Origin of the sequence: Paraburkholderia podalyriae, from assembly GCF_014397785.1 — a bacterium.
Classification (GTDB): Bacteria; Pseudomonadota; Gammaproteobacteria; order Burkholderiales; family Burkholderiaceae; genus Paraburkholderia; species Paraburkholderia podalyriae.
Genome location: NZ_VZQQ01000197.1, coordinates 1 through 2,060 on the forward strand (window position 1 = coordinate 1; position 2,060 = coordinate 2,060).

At 56.4% G+C, this 2,060-nt stretch carries 1 tRNA gene and 3 pseudogenes; 2 read left to right on the forward strand and 2 right to left on the reverse strand.

Features of this window, described 5'->3' with window-relative positions:
- Window positions 1–128 precede the first annotated feature (128 nt).
- Together F6X42_RS42430 and F6X42_RS46280 are read left to right on the forward strand one after the other, a co-directional pair.
- Window positions 129–844 (forward strand): annotated as a pseudogene (locus tag F6X42_RS42430) (D-alanine--D-alanine ligase); the annotation flags it as partial.
- A gap of 13 nt (window positions 845–857) precedes the next feature.
- Window positions 858–990, forward strand: a pseudogene (locus F6X42_RS46280) (IS3 family transposase); the annotation flags it as partial.
- 220 nt (window positions 991–1,210) lie between these two features.
- On the opposite strand, the gene F6X42_RS42435 reads toward F6X42_RS46280, so the two are convergent.
- Window positions 1,211–1,287 (reverse strand) — tRNA-Asp (locus tag F6X42_RS42435).
- 80 nt (window positions 1,288–1,367) lie between these two features.
- Window positions 1,368–1,551: pseudogene (locus F6X42_RS45100) on the reverse strand (IS110 family transposase); the annotation flags it as partial.
- Window positions 1,552–2,060 lie beyond the last annotated feature (509 nt).

Here is a 2,060-nt window from a genome sequence, read left to right on the forward strand (position 1 = left end):
CAGGGGCAGGAAGTCAAAGTCAGTTTGTAGGTCAGTCATAAGTTGCGTCCGCAATGTGTAAGCTGCGGACGCAATCTTGTTCCCTCTCACCCGCAGGTTCCAGATGAGCCGAAATTACCGCTTACGGTTATACGAGTAGCGGTGTACTCGGTTCTGCACTCGGGCTCGACAAGTTTCGCGCAAAACTCGTGTGTCAGCAGTCGGGCATTCCAATCCCGCCGTTCGACGCTGTGATGCGCGGCGACGGTTACGATACGCGCGCGCGGGTGATCGTCGCGCAACTCGGCCTGTCGCTTTTTGTGAAGCCGGCGAGCGAAGGCTCGAGCGTCGCGGTGATCAAGGTAAAAGCGGCCGAGGCATTGTCTGAGGTGATCGCGCAAGCGGCAAAGTTCGACATGATAGTGCTGGTCGAGAAAAGCATCGAAGGCGGCGGTGAATACACTGCACGCATCGCGGGTGATCTCGATTTGCCAGTCATCCTCATCGTGCCGGGGGCGAGTTCTACGACTACGATGCGAAGTACATCTCCGACACGACGCAATACCTGATTCCGTGCGGACTGGCATCGTCGCAGGAGATGCGCCTGAAGGCGCTCGCGTGCCGCGCGTTTGAGGTGCTTGGCTGCAGCGATTGGGGCCGCGCCGACTTCGTGCTGGACGGTGAGGGCAATCCGTACTTCCTTGAAGTGAATACGGCGCCTGGAATGACCGATCACTCGCTGCCGCCGAAGGCCGCCCGCGCGGTTGGGATCAGCTATGAGGAATTGGTCATGAATGTGTTGTCACTCACGCTGAAGGATGAGGGATCTGAACCGCCTCGATTTTGGTGGAGGCTCCAACTTTAGAAAAAACGGAGCCATGAAAAGTCGAAACGAGTTTTCTGTTGAAGTCCGTGAGCGTGCAGTGCGCATGGCGCGAGAGGATTGCGACGAGTACCCGCCACAGTGGGCGGCAATCGAATCCATGGCGCCCAGGATCAGTTGCAAGCCAGATGCTGGTGGGGGTGGGGTCAAGCGAATGAAGCCGATAGCGGCGAGGGCGAAGGCAATGCCACGTCAGAACGCGAACGCCTCAAGGTGCTGGAGCGTGAAGTTACGGACGACGCAGCAGGGCTGGCTCTATGTCGTGTTCGTAATTTCGTGTTCGTAATTGATCTGTGCGGCGCAACGGCCCAAATAAAAAGGCGAATGAAGATTCGCCTTTGGTGATGTTGGCGGAGTGGACGGGACTCGAACCCGCGACCCCCGGCGTGACAGGCCGGTATTCTAACCAACTGAACTACCACTCCTTAATCTGTGAGTTCAGTTTAGCGCATCTGAACGCGCTTTGCGAGCCAGATCTCTGTCAAAACGGGGGGTATGTGATTCGTCAAGCGGGGGTGGATTTTGGCGGGGAGCGGGTACCGTCGCGCATGGCGAACAGAACGTCGCAGCGTCGTCGGGCAAGAGCGATGAGCACCTGATTGTGGCGCTTTTACCTTGCTGAACCTCCGGCGTACTGGTCCCTTTGGGATTGGGTCGAGCAGGGCAGCGAAGGTAGAGAGGAAGATCGAGGACGACGGCATGATGCGCTCCCCGGGGAGGGCGTGTATGCGACTGGGGGCGAGAATCATCCCGCGCTTAGCAGGCCAAATCCTAAATTGTCGAGAAGTGGAGACTGTAGCGAGGGGTAAGAAAGTCGGACTGTCATTGCAATAGAAAAGGAATCCTCTGCACCTGCTCACGATCTATCAATTCCTGGTAGCATCTCAACGGTCGCCGACATCCGTTAAGTTAATGTTGCTGCGCCGCAAATAAGTTTCATTTAGGTCGATTTGTTATGTTTTGTGGAATGCTAAGTTGCTGGCTACACGGCAATGGGCTTCGGCACCTCAGGGAGTTGCAGCTGTTTGGCATAGGCCCCGCATGTTGCGGGTTTGCCCAAGTTGTTTATGTAGGGCGGTTTCAAAGGTGAAGCGCAACAGCGGGTTAATGAACGGAAGCTGAAGTTATGGAAGCGGTTGCGAGCATACGTTCGAACACCTCGAATGGCGAATGAAATGCATGCGTAGCACGCGGTCGG